General features: G+C 72.6%; 14 protein-coding genes. 5 read left to right on the forward strand and 9 right to left on the reverse strand.

The window, feature by feature from the left end:
- Positions 1–17 precede the first annotated feature (17 nt).
- The 3 genes from rpoB to QE381_RS07630 all read right to left on the reverse strand — a co-directional run bounded on the left by rpoB (position 18) and on the right by QE381_RS07630 (position 5,588).
- Entirely contained in the window at positions 18–3,512 is a 3,495-nt protein-coding gene (gene rpoB / locus QE381_RS07620; protein WP_307216932.1) for a DNA-directed RNA polymerase subunit beta, read from the reverse strand.
- Between the two features lie 253 nt (positions 3,513–3,765).
- Positions 3,766–4,446 carry a response regulator transcription factor gene (locus QE381_RS07625; protein ID WP_307216934.1) on the reverse strand — a complete coding sequence of 227 codons (681 nt, stop codon included), beginning with the start codon at positions 4,444–4,446 and terminating at the stop codon, positions 3,766–3,768.
- Positions 4,443–5,588, reverse strand: coding sequence for a sensor histidine kinase (locus QE381_RS07630; protein ID WP_307216936.1), 1,146 nt, complete (start codon positions 5,586–5,588; stop codon positions 4,443–4,445). Before QE381_RS07630 ends, QE381_RS07625 begins: the two co-directional genes overlap by 4 nt.
- 98 nt (positions 5,589–5,686) lie before the next feature.
- Between QE381_RS07630 and QE381_RS07635 the strand changes: the two genes are divergently transcribed.
- The 3 genes from QE381_RS07635 to QE381_RS07645 all read left to right on the forward strand — a co-directional run bounded on the left by QE381_RS07635 (position 5,687) and on the right by QE381_RS07645 (position 7,773).
- Positions 5,687–6,553: a spermidine synthase gene (locus QE381_RS07635; protein WP_307216938.1), complete on the forward strand. Its 867-nt coding sequence runs from the start codon at positions 5,687–5,689 to the stop codon at positions 6,551–6,553.
- Between the two features lie 174 nt (positions 6,554–6,727).
- Entirely contained in the window at positions 6,728–7,255 is a 528-nt protein-coding gene (locus QE381_RS07640; RefSeq protein WP_307216940.1) for a hypothetical protein, read from the forward strand.
- A 29-nt stretch (positions 7,256–7,284) separates the two neighbouring features.
- Complete coding sequence (locus QE381_RS07645) at positions 7,285–7,773, forward strand: SprT-like domain-containing protein (protein WP_307216942.1); 489 nt, start codon at positions 7,285–7,287, stop codon at positions 7,771–7,773.
- 29 nt (positions 7,774–7,802) lie between these two features.
- Here QE381_RS07645 and QE381_RS07650 read toward each other — a convergent pair whose 3' ends face one another.
- Positions 7,803–8,390, reverse strand: coding sequence for a 2-phosphosulfolactate phosphatase (locus QE381_RS07650; RefSeq protein ID WP_307216945.1), 588 nt, complete (start codon positions 8,388–8,390; stop codon positions 7,803–7,805).
- Positions 8,391–8,454: 64 nt separating this feature from the next.
- Between QE381_RS07650 and QE381_RS07655 the strand changes: the two genes are divergently transcribed.
- Positions 8,455–8,949, forward strand: coding sequence for a hypothetical protein (locus tag QE381_RS07655; protein WP_307216947.1), 495 nt, complete (start codon positions 8,455–8,457; stop codon positions 8,947–8,949).
- A gap of 10 nt (positions 8,950–8,959) precedes the next feature.
- Here QE381_RS07655 and QE381_RS07660 read toward each other — a convergent pair whose 3' ends face one another.
- From QE381_RS07660 to QE381_RS07680, 5 genes are all read right to left on the reverse strand, one after another.
- The gene (locus QE381_RS07660; RefSeq protein ID WP_373426922.1) at positions 8,960–10,435 is read right to left on the reverse strand and encodes an FtsX-like permease family protein; all 1,476 of its coding nucleotides are present in this window, start codon (positions 10,433–10,435) and stop codon (positions 8,960–8,962) included.
- Positions 10,432–11,193: an ABC transporter ATP-binding protein gene (locus QE381_RS07665; RefSeq protein WP_307216949.1), complete on the reverse strand. Its 762-nt coding sequence runs from the start codon at positions 11,191–11,193 to the stop codon at positions 10,432–10,434. The genes QE381_RS07660 and QE381_RS07665 overlap by 4 nt, the downstream gene beginning before the upstream one ends.
- A 198-nt stretch (positions 11,194–11,391) precedes the next feature.
- Complete coding sequence (locus QE381_RS07670) at positions 11,392–12,039, reverse strand: response regulator transcription factor (RefSeq protein ID WP_307216951.1); 648 nt, start codon at positions 12,037–12,039, stop codon at positions 11,392–11,394.
- A complete protein-coding gene (locus tag QE381_RS07675) occupies positions 12,036–13,181 on the reverse strand; it encodes a sensor histidine kinase (protein WP_307216953.1) in 1,146 nt (381 codons plus the stop codon). Before QE381_RS07675 ends, QE381_RS07670 begins: the two co-directional genes overlap by 4 nt.
- A gap of 60 nt (positions 13,182–13,241) precedes the next feature.
- Positions 13,242–14,582 carry an aminotransferase class I/II-fold pyridoxal phosphate-dependent enzyme gene (locus QE381_RS07680; protein WP_307216955.1) on the reverse strand — a complete coding sequence of 447 codons (1,341 nt, stop codon included), beginning with the start codon at positions 14,580–14,582 and terminating at the stop codon, positions 13,242–13,244.
- A 126-nt stretch (positions 14,583–14,708) separates the two neighbouring features.
- Here QE381_RS07680 and QE381_RS07685 point away from each other — a divergent pair, with 126 nt between their 5' ends.
- Positions 14,709–15,557, forward strand: coding sequence for a nitrilase-related carbon-nitrogen hydrolase (locus QE381_RS07685; protein ID WP_307216957.1), 849 nt, complete (start codon positions 14,709–14,711; stop codon positions 15,555–15,557).
- Positions 15,558–15,561 lie beyond the last annotated feature (4 nt).

Raw genomic sequence — 15,561 nt, forward strand, 5'->3', positions numbered from 1 at the left:
TTCGTTGCCTGGCCGGATCAGATCTCGTCGATCGACGAGGACTCGAACCGGGCGGAGATGTTGATGCCGAGCTCCTCCGCCGCGCGGAAGGCGTCGTCATCCGTGTCGCGGAGGTTGACCGCCGTGCCGTCGGCCGAGAGCACCTCGACGTTCAGGCAGAGCGACTGCATCTCCTTCATGAGCACCTTGAACGACTCGGGGATGCCGGGCTCCTGGATGTTCTCGCCCTTGACGATGGCCTCGTAGACCTTCACACGGCCGAGGATGTCGTCGGACTTGATCGTGAGGAGCTCCTGCAGCGCGTAGGCGGCGCCGTAGGCCTCGAGCGCCCACACCTCCATCTCACCGAAGCGCTGGCCGCCGAACTGCGCCTTACCACCCAGCGGCTGCTGCGTGATCATCGAGTAGGGGCCGGTGGAACGGGCGTGGATCTTGTCGTCCACCAGGTGGTGCAGCTTCAGGATGTACATGTAGCCGACCGAGATGGGCGCCGGGAACGGCTCGCCGGAGCGGCCGTCGAACAGCGTCGTCTTCCCGCTCGAGTCGATGAGCCGCACGCCGTCGCGGTTCGGGGTCGTCGAGTCGAGCAGACCCGCGATCTCGTCCTCGAACGCGCCGTCGAACACCGGGGTGGCGACCTTCGTGCCGGGAGCGGCCTCACGAGCGGACTCCGGCAGGTGGAGCGCCCACTCCGGGGTGCCCTCGACCTTCCAGCCCTGCTTGGCGATCCAGCCGAGGTGGAGCTCCAGCACCTGGCCGAAGTTCATGCGGCCGGGGATGCCGAGCGGGTTGAGGATGACGTCCAGCGGCGTGCCGTCGGCGAGGAAGGGCATGTCCTCGACCGGGAGGATCTTCGCGATGACGCCCTTGTTGCCGTGGCGGCCGGCGAGCTTGTCGCCCTCGGTGATCTTGCGCTTCTGGGCGATGTAGACCACGACGCGACGGTTGACGCCCGAGCCCAGCTCGTCGTCGCCGTCCTCGGCGTTGAACTCCTTGACCGCGATGATCGTGCCCTGCTCGCCGTGGGGCACCTTGAGGGAGGTGTCACGGACCTCGCGGCTCTTCTCGTTGAAGATCGCGCGGAGCAGACGCTCCTCGGCGCTCAGCTCGGTCTCGCCCTTGGGCGTGACCTTGCCGACGAGGATGTCGCCGGGGCGGACCTCGGCGCCGATGCGGATGATGCCGCGCTCGTCCAGGTCCTTCAGCAGGTCGGGGCTGACGTTGGGGAGGTCACGGGTGATCTCCTCCTTGCCCAGCTTCGTGTCGCGGGCATCGACCTCGTACTCCTCGATGTGGATCGAGGAGAGGGTGTCGTCCTTCACCAGCTCCTGGCTGAGGATGATCGCGTCCTCGAAGTTGTGGCCCTCCCACGTCATGAACCCGACCAGCAGGTTCTTTCCGAGGGCGAGCTCGCCGTTCTCGGTCGCGGGGCCGTCCGCGATGACCTCGCCGGCCTCGATGCGGTCTCCCGCCGAGACGATGACGCGCTGGTTGTAGCTCGTGCCCTGGTTGGAGCGGTCGAACTTGCGCAGGAAGTAGTCCTGCGTCCCGCCCTCGTCGAGCTGGATCGTCACGACGTCGGCCGAGACCTCCAGCACGACGCCCGACTTCTGCGCGGTGACGACGTCGCCGGCGTCGATCGCGGCGTAGCCCTCCATACCGGTGCCGACCACGGGCGACTCGCTGCGCACGAGCGGCACGGCCTGACGCTGCATGTTCGCGCCCATGAGCGCGCGGTTCGCGTCGTCGTGCTCGAGGAACGGGATCAGCGAGGTCGCGACCGACACCATCTGGCGCGGCGAGACATCCATGTAGCCGATCTCATCGGCGGGGAACAGGTCGACCTCGCCGCCGTTTCCGCGGCGGGCGAGGATGCGCTCGCGCGTGAAGTGGCCGTTCTTGTCGAGCTCGGCACCGGCCTGCGCGACGATGTAGTCGTTCTCCTCGCTCGCGGTGAGGTAGTCGATCTGGTCGGTGACCCGGCCGTTCTCGACACGACGGTACGGCGTCTCGATGAAGCCGAACGCGTTGATGCGCGCGAAGGACGCGAGCGAGCCGATCAGACCGATGTTCGGGCCTTCCGGCGTCTCGATCGGGCACATGCGGCCGTAGTGCGACGGGTGTACGTCGCGGACCTCGACGCCCGCGCGCTCGCGCGAGAGGCCGCCGGGGCCGAGCGCCGACAGGCGGCGCTTGTGGGTCAGCCCCGCGAGCGGGTTGTTCTGGTCCATGAACTGCGACAGCTGCGAGGTGCCGAAGAACTCCTTGATCGCGGCGACCACGGGCCGCACGTTGATCAGGGTCTGCGGGGTGATCGCCTCGATGTCCTGCGTGGTCATGCGCTCGCGCACCACGCGCTCCATGCGCGACAGGCCCGTGCGGACCTGGTTCTGGATGAGCTCGCCGACCGCACGGATGCGGCGGTTGCCGAAGTTGTCGATGTCGTCGACGTCGATGCGGATCTCGGCCTGCTTGCCGCTGCGCAGGCCCTCGAAGGACGCGTCGCCGCGGTGGAGACGCACGAGGTACTTGATGGTCGCGACGATGTCGTCGACCGTGAGCACCGAGTCGCTCAGCGGCTTGTCCAGGCCCAGCTTCTGGTTGATCTTGTAGCGACCCACCTTGGCCAGGTCGTAGCGCTTGGGCGAGAAGTAGAAGTTGTCGAGCAGCGCGCGGGCCGCCTCCGCGGCGACCTGCTCGCCCGGACGGAGCTTGCGGTAGATGTCGCGGAGCGCGTCCTCCTTGGTGAGGATCGTGTCCTTCTCGAGCGTCTCCTCGATCGAGGAGAAGCCCGCGAACTCGTTCAGGATGTCCTCGCTGGTCAGCCCCAGCGCCTTCAGGAACACCGTGACCGACTGCTTGCGCTTGCGATCGATGCGCACGCCGACCTGGTCGCGCTTGTCGATCTCGAACTCGAGCCAGGCGCCGCGGCTCGGGATGATGCGGGCGGAGACGATGTCCTTGTCGCTCGTCTTGTCGGCGACGCGGTCGAAGTACACGCCGGGCGAGCGGACGAGCTGCGAGACGACGACACGCTCGGTGCCGTTGATGATGAACGTGCCCTTGTCGGTCTGGAGCGGGAAGTCGCCCATGAAGACCGTCTGCGTCTTGATCTCACCGGTCTGGTGGTTCATGAACTCGGCCTCGACGTACAGCGGGGCGGCGTAGGTCTTGCCGCGCTCCTTGCACTCCTCGATCGAGTACTTCTCCGGCTCGAGGTACGGGTTCGTGAAGCTCAGCTGCATCGTCTCGCTGAGGTCCTCGATGGGCGAGATCTCCTCGAAGATCTCCTCGAGGCCGCTGATCTCCGGCACGTCGGTGCGGCCGGCGGCCTGCGCCTCGGCGACGCGCGCCTTCCAGGCCTCGTTGCCCACGAGCCAGTCGAAGGACTCGGTCTGGAGCGCGAGGAGGTCGGGGACGGTGAGCGTGTCGGTGATCTTCGCGAACGAGAGGCGCGATGCCGCGCGTCCGTTCTTCGGGGTGGTGGTGGATGCGTTCGGCGCAGCAGCCAAGGGGATTACCTCCGTGGGCCCGGGCAGGGGCTCGTGTTCCTTGTCGTCAGGTGGAGTGCTCCCCATCCCCGAAGCCTTCGCATCACGCGCCGCAATATGCACGGGGGAGCGAAAGAACAGCCGACCACCATATGAGGGCAGGAGGATGGGAGCGCAAAGAACAACTATACGGCTGATGACGCGCCGTGTCCAGCGCGGTTCTTGACCAGTTTTCCTTCCTGCGGTATAAATCCCGTTCCGCGACCGGTCGCGCTCAGCGCTGCGGCGGGGGCGCGTCGCCCCGCGCGATCGCCGCGGCGGCTGCCCGGTCGCGCACGCCGAGCTTCGCGAAGAGCGCGTTGACATGCGTCTTGACCGTCGACGTCCCCACGTACAGGAGCTCGGCGATCTGCCCGTTCGTGCGGCCCTGCGCCAGGAGCGCGAGCACCTCGGCCTCCCGGGGCGTCAGCTGCGGCAGGCGCGCGGCGAGCTCCTCCGCGGCCGAGAGGGGCGCTCGCCGCGTCCCGGTCAACGAGCCGACGAGAGCCGCGCCCACCTCCGCGCTGAAGGTGGACTGCCCGCGCGCGACCGACCGCACGGCCGCGGCGACCTCCGCACGTCCGGCGTCCTTGGTCAGGTACCCCTTCGCACCCGCTCGGAGAGCGGCCAGGATCGACTCGTCGTCCGCGTACGTCGTCAGCACGAGCACGGCGGCGCCGGGCACCTCGACCGCCAGCCGCGCGGTCGCCGCGGCGCCGTCCATGCCCGGCATCCGCAGATCCATCAGCACGACGTCGGGATGCCGCTGCACAGCCAGCGCGACGGCCTCGGCCCCGTCGCCGGCCGTGCCGACCACCTCGATGTCGGGCAGGAGCGCGAGGACCGTCGCGAGACCCTCGCGCACGATCGCCTGGTCGTCCGCGACGACCACCCGGATCGGCCGGTCCCCGCTCACCCGAGCCCCTCCTCGACGACGAGCACGAACCGCCCGGCGGTCTCGTCGACGTGGACCCGGCCGCCCCGCGGGAGCTCTCGCATCCGCTCGGCCATCCCCCGCAGGCCGTATCCGCCGGACGCCGCCCCGCCGCCCGGCGTCGTCAGCGGATTCGCGACGGTCAGCCGGACGAGGTCGGCCTGCCAGCGGACGCTCGCCTCGACCGTCGCCCCGGGCGCATGGCGACGGGCGTTGCTCAGCGCCTCCTGCAGCGCGCGCTGCAGGGCCGTGGCCTGCGCCGGGGTCAGGGGCGCGGGCGTGCCGACACGCTCCCAGCGGATCGCGCCGCCGAGCCCCCGGTGCACCGCCACGAGCTCGTCGAGCAGCCGCTCGACCTCCTCCGGCGGCACGGGCGCGGCGTCCTGCCCCGCCTGCGCCGTCGCGGGGCGCCGGAGCGCCGCGACGGCCCGGCGCGCCTCGCCGAGACCGGACGCCGCGAGCTCGCGCGCACCCGTCAGCCGCTCCAGCGCGGCGGCGGGGTCGCCCGCCTCCCGCAGCGCCTCCGCGGCATCCAGCTGCACGACCAGGCCCCCGAGACTGTGCGCGAGCACGTCGTGCAGGTCGCGGGCGAGCGCGACGCGCGCGGCCTCCTCCCGCAGCTGCCGGTCGCGCTCCGCGAGCAGCGCCTCGCGTCGGAGCGCTCGCGCGACCTGCCGGCGGCTGACGCCGGCCAGTCCCCCGACGAGCAGGGCGACGAGCATCGCGCCGAGGCCCGGCAGCGACGTCGCGGCGCCGATCGCCGCGACCGCCACGATCCCGAGCGAGCCCGCCAGGACGATGCCGCCCGCGACCGGCGGGAACGCGGCATCCGCCAGCAGCACCATGACGCAGACGACCGCGGGCACGAGCGCGTTGCCGCCCGTGGCCGGTCCCGCGATCGAGCCCGTCGCGACCGCCGCGACCGCGGCCCACCGCGCGATGGCCGCCCCGGCCGCGCGTCGTGTCGCGAACACCAGCACCGTCCGCACGAGCCAGCACGCGATCGCGACCACGCCCAGCGCCACCGCCCACGTCGGCCGGTCGACGCTGAGCAGCGCCCAGAGCGTCAGCGCCGCGCCGAGCACGGTCAGCACCGCGCCGAACACCGTGGGGCGAGAGGTCACGAGACCATCATCGCGCCGACGCGGCGGCGGCGTTCCGATCCGGGCCACGGGCGTGGCGGCCCGGCCCGGCTCCACGGCCGGGCCGGTAGCGTAGAGACGTGGCACGGGCGCGATACGAACCGGACGAGCGCCCGCAGGTGCGCCTCTCCGACGGCTCCATCGCCCGCGTCGTGCCCTCCGGCTTCACCAGCGGCTACGAGCTCGAGGTCGCCGGAACCCCGCAGTCGCACGTCGACCTGGACGATCCGACGCATCTGCACTTCGAGTACGTCGCACGCATGGCGGCCGTGATCGACCGGCTCCGGATGCCCGGCCAGCCCCTCACCGCCGTGCACCTGGGCGCGGGCGCCCTCACGATCCCGCGCTACGTCGCGCACACGCGACCGGGGTCGCGACAGCAGGTCATCGAGCTGGAGCCCGCGCTCGTCGAGCTCGTCCGCGAGCAGCTGCCGCTGCCGCGCGGCGCCGCGATCCGGGTGCGGATCGGCGACGCCCGGGAGGGACTCGGCCGGCTGCCCGCTGCGCTGACCGGGGCCGTCGACCTGCTCGTCTCCGACGTCTACGCGGGCGCGCAGACCCCGGCGCACCTCACGACCGTGGAGTTCTACGGGGCGGCGGCGGACCTGCTCGCGCCCGAGGGGGTCCTGCTCGTGAACGTCGCCGACGGCGCCGGGCTCGCCTTCGCCCGCCGGCAGGTCGCGACCGTGCGCGCGGTGCTCCCGCACGTCGCGCTGCTCGCCGAGGTGCAGACCCTCAAGGGACGCCGCTTCGGCAACCTCGTCATCGCGGCCTCCGCCGCCCCGCTCCCCACCGAGTGGCTCCCCCGGCTCATGGCGGCCGGCCCCCACCCCGCCAAGGTCGCGCACGGGACCGAGCTCGAGGCCTTCGTGGGCTCGGCGGTTCCCGTCGCCGACGCCGACGCCGTCGCATCGCCCAAGCCGGCGGCATCCCTGTTCGAGCGCTGACCCCTCCCGAGCGGGGAAGGCGGGGCGCGAGGCCACGGGATGTCGGAGCGGCACCGTGCCGCGGCGCGGCGTCCGGACACCGCCGCGTGGCGTCGCCACGACGCGGCGTGGCCTCGACGCGATGCGCGCCACGACCGGCAGACTGGATGGGCGACCGCGCGGAGAGGAGACGACGTGAGCTACATCAGGGGTTACGACGCCGAGACGCTGCGAGAGATCGTCGACGAGCGCGAGTGCCTGCAGCGGCTCGAGGAGCTCGGCACGCTGCGGAGCCTGCCTGCTCTGCTGGAGCGGGTGTGGCTGCTGAAGGTGACCGATCAGCTCGACGAGGCCCTTCTGGTGTCCGAGCAGTCGGTGCGCACGGCCCGCATGGCCGGAACCCGCAAGGACCTGCTGCGCGCCCGCATCCTGCACGCCACGATCCTGCAGTGGCGCGGCCAGTACGCCGTCGCCGAGCAGGAGCTGACGACCTGCGCCGAAGAGGCAGAGGGCCAGGGGTGGGCCGGCATCGCCGCATTCGCCTACCAGCACCGCGGCAAGAACCGGTGGGATGCCGACGACCTCGACGGCGCGCGCGCGGACTTCAAGCGCACCCTGTTCCTCCGGCAGGAGTCCGGCGCCGTCGACGCGGAGCTCGAGCCGACGCTGCTCGCGATCGACGCGATCGACCGGCGGCGCGTGCACGCAGGGCTCGCGAGCTGAGTGTCGGAGCCGGCCTCTAGTCTTCCGCCATGTCCGAACTGCAGCGGGTCCGCGAGTGGGCCGAGGCGCTCATCGCGCTCCACCTCGACGAGTCGTGGTCGTTCGGGTTCGACAACGCGACCCGGCGAGCGGGGCTGTGCGATTTCTCCCGTCGGCGCATCAGCGTGTCGCGGTACCTCGCGGCCCGGTACGACGACGAGGACAACCATCAGACGCTGCTGCACGAGGTCGCCCACGCGCTCGCGGGGCAGCGCGCCGGGCACGGACCCGTCTGGCGGCGCATCGCGCGCGAGATCGGCTACGCCGGCGGGGCGACGCACCGGGGCGAGACGGCCACGGAGCTCGCGCCCTGGGTGGGTGTATGCCCCGCGGGGCATACGGTCTATCGCCATCGCCGAGCGACCCGGCAGGTGTCGTGCGCGCAGTGCGCGCCTCGCTTCGATCCCGCCCACGCGTTCGTGTGGACGCGACGCGAGATCACACGAAGCGACCGCATCGCCGCGATGACCCCGCGGTAGCCGTCGCGACGGCTCTCGCGCCGGCCGGCTCAGTCCGCGACGAAGACGCCGTCCCGAAGCACCGGCACGACGTGCGCCGCGTCGATCTCGGCCGCGGCGAGCACCTCGTCGCGACGTCCGGCATCCAGCAGCGCCTGCCCCGAGCCCGAGGCGGTCAGCAGGTGGCGGAGCGCCCGGCGGAGCCCCCGGAACGCCTCGCTCGCGGCGGCCGACTCCGGCGACGTGTGATCGATGCCGATGGCGGCGAGGGCGTCGATCACCGCGCCGGCGCCGAACTGGTCCTCCACCGTGACACGTCCCTGCTCGCCGAGGGGCACGATCGCGATGGAGGTGCGTGCTCCGCGACGGTGCTGCTCGGCCAACGCGGCCCGTGCGACGGCCGAGGCGTTGCGCAGGCTGCCCGCGAGCACCAGCGCCTCACCCGCGGCGGCGATCGCGGCGGCGAGCGACGCGGGCGCCGGCACGGCCTCACCGCGGGCCGCCGCATCCGTCAGCACCGTCGTCTCCGTGAGCACGTCCACGAGCACGACGACATCGGCGGGAGCGAGACGGGCGAGCCCCTCGGCACCCCATTCGAGGCGGACCTGGTACCGGGACTGATCGAACGCTGACGGCATCCGTCCAGCCTAGGACGCGGTCGGGGCCTCCCCCGCCGCGCATGTCGGAATGCGACACTGGGGCATGCGCATCCTGCTGAAGTTCCCGATCGCGTGCGATGCCGACGCGGCGTGGCGGGCCCTGCACTCCCCCGCGGCGCTCGCCGAGCTGTACGGACCGCTCCTCTCGCTCGACCAGCTCGGCCCGGCGCCGACGCGCTGGGAGCCGGGCATGGATGCGGCGGTGTCGCTCTCGGCGCTCGGCCTCCTGCCAGTGGGCCAGCAGCTCATCTCGATCAGCGACCGCGTCGTGACCACGGCCGACGGCGAGGTGCGGATCCTCCGCGACAGCGGGACGCCGTTGACGGGCCCGCTCGCTGCCCTCGACGTGTGGGACCACCAGATGGCGGTCTCGCCGCTTCCCGACGGCCGGTGCCTGTGGCGCGAACGCCTCGTGATCGGCGGCCGGGCCGCGCCACTGCTCTGGCCCGCCCTCTGGGCGACATGGCAGTGGCGGGCCGGCCGCATCCGCGCCCTCGCGCCCTCATGGGCTCACGACCCGGCCCCGGCCGCCGACTGACCGCGGGCGCTCAGGCGCTCGCCAACGCCGCGACGGGCGTCACCCGGGTCGCGAGGCGTGTCGGCACGACCGCGGCGACGACGGTGAGGAGCGCGGTCGCTGCGACGATCGCGATCAGGGGGGCCGCCGGCAGCGCGGGGGCGACGAGCGGCGCCTCGCCGCTCACCGTCGGCACCGAGCCGAGCAGCGACTGCGCACCGGCCCAGCCGTAGCCGATCCCCAGGACGAGCCCCGTGACGACCGCGGTGACCGTCACGTGCGTCGCCTCGAGCAGCACCATCGTGCGCACCTGCCCGTTCGAGAGCCCGAGCGTGCGCAGCAGCGCCAGCTCCCGGCGCCGCTGCACGACGCCGAGCACGAGGAGGTTCACGAGGCCCACGCCGGCGATGACGGCCGAGACCGCGATGAGAGCCATCATGACGGCCGAGAACGTGTCGATGCCCGTCGCGAGCTCGGGCGGCATCTCGCCGCCGACGGCATCCGAGAGCACGGCCTTCACGGTCTGCAGCGCGACAGCGAACATCGTCACGAGCGTCACTCCCATGACGACCCCGATCGCCATGCGGCTCGAGCGCTCGGGGCTGCGGAGCGCGTTCTCGGCGGCGAGCCGCGCCGTCGCGGAGCGTCCGAAGGCCCGACCGACCAGCCGCAGGAGCGGCGGCATGACCAGCGTCGCGCCCAGCACGATGCCGGTGAACGAGAACACGCCCCCGAAGAACGCGATCACGACCCCGAGGGGGGTGACCATGCCCGTGAGCACGCCGAGCCCGAGCAGCGCCGCACCGAGCACGAACAGCACGATCGCGACGACGTTGCGCACCGTCCGGCGCGCCACCCGGGCGAAGGGCGGCTCGCCCGCATCCCCCAGCGCCTGCAGCGGGGTCACGGTCAGGACCCGGCGCGACCCGGCCCACGCGGCCGCCCAGGTCGTCAGCACGACGATCGCGGCCGGCAGCAGCAGCACGGGGCGCACGAGCTGCATCCCCTCGGGGTGGAGCGAGAGCGCCGACTCGAGGACGGCCACGCCGGCCATGGCGACGGCCGTGCCGCCGACGAGGCCGAGGACGGCGCCGACGGCGCCCACGGCGAGCCCCTGACGGGCGATCGCTCGTCGCTCCGAGCGCGCCGAGGCGCCGATCAGGCGCATGAGGGCGATCCGGCGGGTGCGCCCCGCGACGATCGTGGCGAACGTGTTGGCGACGACGATCGAGGCGACGTAGACGGCGAGGCCCACCAGCAGCACGGTCATGATGGAGAGCACGACCAGCACCGTGCCGGACTCGCCGAGGATCGAGTCCGCGCGCATCAGGGCCGCGATGAGCTCGGTGGCCGAGAGCAGCAGCACGGCGAAGGCGGTGGAGATCGCCGCGACGAGCACGCTCGCCCCCATCCCCGGCTCGCGCTCGCGACGCGAGCGGCCGGGCCCCGGGCCGCGAGTCGGGACGGCGAGGTCGCGGCTCGCGGAGTCCGCCGTGCGCGCGCTCACGCCGCCACCTCCGACGCGAGCATGTACGCCGCGATCTGCTCGGCGCTCTGTCCGCGGGAGTCCGCGACGACCCGACCGTCGCCGAGGTAGAGCACACGGTCGGCGTGCGAGGCCGCGATCGGATCGTGCGTCACCATCGCGATCGTCTGCCCCTTCTCCCGGCTCGCCCGCTGGAGCAGCCCGAGCACCTCCCGGCCCGTGCGCGAGTCGAGGTTCCCGGTCGGCTCGTCGGCGAACACGAGGTCCGGCGCACCGGCGAGGGCCCGTGCGATCGCGACACGCTGCTGCTGTCCGCCGGACAGCTCGTGCGGCCGGTGACGGAGACGGCCTGCGAGTCCGAGCGTCTCGACGAGCTCGTCGATGCGCGCCCGCTCGAGCGATGTCGGACGCCGCCCGTCGAGGTCGAAGGGCAGCGTGATGTTGCCGATGACGTCGAGGGTCGGCACGAGGTTGAACGCCTGGAAGACGAACCCGATGCGTCGGCGGCGCAGCAGCGTCAGCTCCGCGTCGCCGAGCCTGCCGATCTCGGTGTCGCCGACCCACACACGCCCGGATGTCGGCGCGTCGAGCCCCGCCATCATGTGCATGAGCGTGGACTTCCCGGACCCCGAAGGGCCCATGATCGCCGTGAACTCGCCACGGCGGATGCCGACGCTGACGGAGTCGAGCGCGCGCACCTCGCCTTCGCCGGTGCCGTAGGTCTTGGTCAGCCGCTCGACGCGGGCGGCGAACCCCAGTTCGCTGGATGGAATGTGCATGTCCTCGACGCTACGAACCCGCCCGCAGGCGCCGCATCCACCGCCGGATGCATCCGCATCCCCCCGCGGTATGACCCGCCCCCGACCGCGAGACCAGTCCCGCGCGCCGAGACCGGTGGTTTTCTCGCCGGTCTCGGCGGCGCGGACTGGTCTCGCGGACAAGGGACGGGGGCGGGGCGGGGGGCGGGGGGCGGGGGGCTAGACGAGGCCGTGGCGGTGGGCGAAGACGACGAGCTGCACGCGGTCCCGCAACGACAGCTTGGCGAGGATGCGGCTCACGTGCGTCTTGACGGTGGCCTCCGAGAGGAACTCCGCCGCCGCGATCTCCGCGTTCGACAGGCCCCGGGCGGCGTGCACGAAGATCTCGCGCTCGCGATCGGTCAGGGTGCCCCAGGAGGGCGGCGGCGGGGCGGCCGCGGTCGGGAAGGCCGCGAACAGCTCCTGCGTCGCCGCCGCGGCGATCACGGCGGAGCCGGCATGGACCGTGCGGATCGCAGCGAGCAGGAACTCCGGCTCCGCATCCTTCAGGAGGAAGCCGCTCGCACCCTGACGGATGGCGCGCGCCGCCGCCTCGTCGAGGTCGAAGGTCGTCAGCATGATGATGCGCGGCGGGTCCGGGTCGCCCAGCAGCTCGGTGGTCGCGGCGATCCCGTCGAGCACCGGCATCCGGATGTCCATGAGCACGACGTCCGGCCGCGCACGACGGACGACCCCGACGCCCTCGCGTCCGTCACCGGCCTCACCGACGACGCGCAGATCGGGCTGCGAGTCGACCATCATGCGGATCCCGGCGCGGAACAGCGCCTGGTCGTCCACCAGCACGACGCGGATCGCCTCGTCGGTCATGCCGCCACCTGCCACGGGATGCGGGCGGTCACCGCGAACGCCTCGGCTCCGGCGGGCGCGGCCTCCAGCGTCCCGCCGACGAGCGCGGCGCGCTCGGACATCCCGATGATCCCGTGCCCGGCGCCCCGCGCGACGATCGGATCGCGCGCGTTGCGGACCTCCAGCTCGAGCTCGCCGGGATGCCAGGCCAGACGGACGTGCACGGGGCCCGGCGCACCGTGGCGGAGCGCGTTCGTGAGCGCCTCCTGCACGATCCGGTAGACCGCCAGCTGCACCGCGGCGGGCGCGTCGGCCGGAGCGGGCGGGGCGATCTCGACGCGCAGGTCGATTCCCGTCGACTGGACCTGTGCGAACAGGTCGTCGAGATCGGCGAGGCTCGGCTGGGGGCCGTCGCCCTGCCGGTGACGCAGCTGCGTCAGGAGGAGGCGGACGTCGCCGAGCGCCGCGCGGGCGGTCGAGGAGATCGTCCGCAGCGCCGTGTCCGCGACCGCGGGATCCGCCGCGGCGGCATAGCGAGCGCCGTCGGCCTGCGCGATGACGACAGCGAGCGAGTGCGCGACGATGTCGTGCATGTCGCGGGCGATGCGCACCCGCTCCTGCTCCGCCGCCATCTCGTCCTCCGCGCGCAGCTGGGCCTCCCGGTTCTCGCGCGCCCGCCGCGTCGCACGCACGAGAGCACCCGCGGTCCACGACAGGAGGAGCGCGAACAGCGCCGCGAGGAGGACGAGGAAGGCGCTCACCGGGTCGCCGGCGTGCCCGCCCTGCACGGCGGGCATGAGCAGCACGAGGTACCACGAGATCGTCGCGGCGCCCACGAACGACGAGGCGAGCCCGAGCCAGAACACGGTCCACGAGCCGTAGGCCGCCGCCGCGTACAGCACCCCGAGGATCGCGACGTCGCTCGGCAGCGGCGTGAGCCCCATCGCCATCTGGAGGATCGCCGCGGCCCAGGCGGCGGCGAGCGCGAGCACGGGCGAGAGCCGCCGGACGGCGAGCGCTGCCGACAGCAGCAGGGAGGCGAGGAGTCCTTGCCCCACCGTCATCCCGTCGATGCGGCCGATCATCACGCCGAAGCCGAGGAAGAACCCGACCGCGATCACCACGTCGAACAGGCGCTGCGGCCACGACAGGGAGCGGAACATCCCCTCCACGCTACGCGGCAAGCCGGGCCGCCGCATCCGTCTGCGGATGTATCCGCGGGCTCAGCGGACCAGCGGCGCGGCCGCCGCGGCGTCGGCGAGCGCCTCGGCGATGACGGGGATGTTGGCGGATGCGGCGCCCGCCGTCACGCGCAGGTTCGCGCCCCCCTCCGCGATGCGGAACGGGGTCCCCGCCGCGGCGAGCATGCCCGAGGCGGCGAGGTGGGCGAGGGCTGCGCGCTCGTCGGCGACGGGCAGCCACAGGTTGATGCCGTCGGGGTCGCCGACGTCGATGCCGCGGCGGCGGAGTCCGGAGGCGAGCCGGTCGAGCCGGTCGCGGTAGACGAGCCGCGCCGTGCGCACCCGCGCGACCGCTCCCGGGTCGGTCAGCAGGTCCACGAGCACCGCCTGGAGCAGCCGCGACGTCCACCCCGGCCCCAGCATGCGACGTGCGACGACCCGCTCGATCAGCCGCGCGGGGCCTCCCATCGCGGCGATCCGCAGGTCGGGTCCGTGCGACTTGGAGAAGCTGCGCACGTGGACGACCTGCGCCGGGAGCCATCGGCCGAGGGTCACGTCGGGGGCGGAGCCGATCAGGGCGGAGTGGTCGTCCTCGACGACCGTGACCCGGTCACCGCCGGGCACGCCGCGCAGCACGCGCACGAGCGCGCGCGCCCGCTCGGCCGACATCGAGGCGCCTGTGGGGTTCTGGGCGCGCGGCTGCAGCAGCACGGCGACCGGGCGGCGGGCGAGGGCCGCACCGAGGGAGGCCGGGACGACGCCTTCGCGGTCGAGCTCGAGCGGCACCGCCTGGGCTCCCAGCACGTCGAGCAGGTCGAAGAAGTACGGGAAGCCGGGCGACTCGATCGCGACCCGGTCCCCGAAGCGGACGACCTGCTCGAGCACGCGCGAGATGCCGTCGAGCGCGCCGTCGACGACCGTGATCGCCTCGACACCGCTCGTCGGCCACGTCTCGCGGAGCACCTCGGCCAGCTCCGGCAGCACGGGCTGATCGTGGTAGCGGCCGGTGTCGGCGCGCGGGGTGACTCGCGAGAACGCGGCCGACAGCGAAGGAAGCAGCGCCGGATCGGGCGTTCCGAGCGAGAGATCGAGCCGCGTCGGCGCCCCGGGCCCTGCGAGGTCGTGCACGCGGCGGCTCAGCCAGTCACGACGCTCCTCGCGGACGAACGTGCCGGCGCGCCCGCGCGAGACGATGACGCCGGCCCCGGCGAGCGCGCGCCACGCCGCCCCCACCGTTCCGGCCGAGACGCCGAGGTCCGCCGCGACCCGGCGCACCGTGGGCAGCCGGTCGCCGGGCGCGAGCACCCCCTCGGCGACGAGCCGCGAGATCTCGCCCGCGATGCCCTGCGGCGTGCGATCGGCCAGGGTCTCGGCGCGCAGCATCCGTTCGCCCTCCCATTGACGAGGATTTACCGCTCTGTCATATTCGGAAATTACCGAGAAATGTTCAAGCGGAACAGTAACAGAAACGAGCCCCGAGTCGGCTCGAGCGAGCCTGGGAGGACAACGATGACGACGGTACGTGCGGCCATCACGCAGACCACGTGGACGGGCGACAAGGCCTCCATGCTCGACAAGCACGAGGGCTTCGCCCGCGAGGCCGCGGCCCAGGGCGCGCAGGTGCTCTGCTTCCAGGAGCTCTTCTACGGCCCGTACTTCGGCATCACGCAGGACAAGAAGTACTACCGCTACGCGGAGCCCGTCGACGGACCGATCGTGCAGCGCTTCGCCGCGCTCGCGAACGAGCTCGGCACCGTCATGGTGCTCCCCGTCTACGAGGAGGCGCAGACCGGCGTCTACTACAACTCCTCCGTGCTGGTCGATGCCGACGGCCGCGTCCTCGGCACGTACCGCAAGCACCACATCCCCCACGTGGAGAAGTTCTGGGAGAAGTTCTACTTCCGCCCCGGGAACCTCGGCTACCCCGTGTTCGACACCGCGGTCGGCAAGATCGGCATGTACATCTGCTACGACCGCCACTTCCCCGAGGGATGGCGCGAGCTCGGCCTGAACGGCGCGCACATGGTGTTCAACCCCAACGCCACCAAGCCCGGCCTGTCGAACCGGCTGTGGGAGATCGAGGGCCCGTGCGCCGCGGTCGCGAACGGCTACTTCGTGCTGCAGCCCAACCGCGTCGGCCGCGAGGACAACGAGTACGGCGACGAGGCCGTGACCTTCTACGGCTCCAGCCAGGTGATCGACCCGCGCGGCAACTTCGTGGGCGCGATCGGCTCCGGCGAGCACGAGGAGATCCTCGTGCGGGACCTGGACCTCGACCTCGTCCAGGAGATGCGCGACGACTGGCAGTTCTACCGGGACCGCCGCCCCGACTCCTACGGCGACATCGTCGCCCCCTGACGAC

This window comes from Microbacterium sp. SORGH_AS_0888, from assembly GCF_030818905.1.
Taxonomy (GTDB): Bacteria; Actinomycetota; Actinomycetes; order Actinomycetales; family Microbacteriaceae; genus Microbacterium.

Excerpts from the sequence above, each read along its gene's own strand:
- QE381_RS07655 (WP_307216947.1), top strand. The coding sequence starts at position 8,455 with ATGCGCATCCTGCTGAAGTTCCCGATCGCGTGCGATGCCGACGCGGCG.
- QE381_RS07685 (WP_307216957.1), top strand. The coding sequence starts at position 14,709 with ATGACGACGGTACGTGCGGCCATCACGCAGACCACGTGGACGGGCGAC.
- QE381_RS07670 (WP_307216951.1), bottom strand. The coding sequence starts at position 12,039 with ATGACCGACGAGGCGATCCGCGTCGTGCTGGTGGACGACCAGGCGCTG.
- QE381_RS07645 (WP_307216942.1), top strand. The coding sequence starts at position 7,285 with ATGTCCGAACTGCAGCGGGTCCGCGAGTGGGCCGAGGCGCTCATCGCG.
- QE381_RS07675 (WP_307216953.1), bottom strand. The coding sequence starts at position 13,181 with ATGTTCCGCTCCCTGTCGTGGCCGCAGCGCCTGTTCGACGTGGTGATC.
- QE381_RS07665 (WP_307216949.1), bottom strand. The coding sequence starts at position 11,193 with ATGCACATTCCATCCAGCGAACTGGGGTTCGCCGCCCGCGTCGAGCGG.
- QE381_RS07680 (WP_307216955.1), bottom strand. The coding sequence starts at position 14,582 with ATGCTGCGCGCCGAGACCCTGGCCGATCGCACGCCGCAGGGCATCGCG.
- QE381_RS07650 (WP_307216945.1), bottom strand. The coding sequence starts at position 8,390 with ATGCCGTCAGCGTTCGATCAGTCCCGGTACCAGGTCCGCCTCGAATGG.